Annotated in this window: 1 protein-coding gene; it reads right to left on the bottom strand. The window is 47.5% G+C overall.

What is annotated here, in order from left to right; translation table 11 throughout:
- Positions 1 to 673, bottom strand: a 673-nt coding sequence (locus tag GS601_RS22690) for an Rpn family recombination-promoting nuclease/putative transposase (RefSeq protein ID WP_162425559.1), incomplete at both ends; no start/stop codon positions are given.

Below are 673 nucleotides of genomic sequence, written 5' to 3'. Positions count from 1 at the left end.
CCGAATCACAAGATTGACCGTTGCCTCTTCTCGCCCCTCTTCCTTAATTTCCTGGTAAACCCTCGTTTCCTTTAGCGTGATGTCTAGCATTGCCTCTATCTCCCGTTGGCTCAACTGTTCAAATCGGTAAGACACAATCGTGGTAATCATCTCTATTATGGCGCGACTGGCAACTTCAGACACCTCCTGACGACTCCTGCTCAGCAAAAACCTTGCTTCCTCCGCTGCTCTGGCTTCCTCTACCATCGTCAACACCATCACTGCCACCCATAGCGGCAAGGAGCGAATCTTCCCCAACTCATCCAAATACACCCGATGCACTTGATCTCCACCCAATAGCGTTCGATGCGGATAAATCTCATCTTGCTCAATACTGCGAGATGGATAGATGATCACCGCTTGCCAATCACTAAATCGATCACGATTGCGATAGAAATACAATGCTGATTCTGCAAACACTCTTTCGTACAGTAGTTTATCCTTCTGAAACTGCACCTCACAAAAGTAGACTACTCCAGTTCCTTCCTCTTCTGGTGGCAAAAACACCCCATCAATCTCAAACTTCGGCTCTTTCACTGCCACTGAATCAAAGCGATAAGCTTGGGCGTTAGCGGGCGGATCAGGCAGCAACTCAAACAATAGCGTTGGCGATTGCTGAAATAGTTTGTAGAAG

The organism is Myxacorys almedinensis A, assembly GCF_010091945.1.
Taxonomy (GTDB): Bacteria; Cyanobacteriota; Cyanobacteriia; order Leptolyngbyales; family Leptolyngbyaceae; genus Myxacorys; species Myxacorys almedinensis.
Note: the sequence above shows the minus strand (reverse complement) of the source record. Positions and strands in the feature narration are given on the sequence as shown.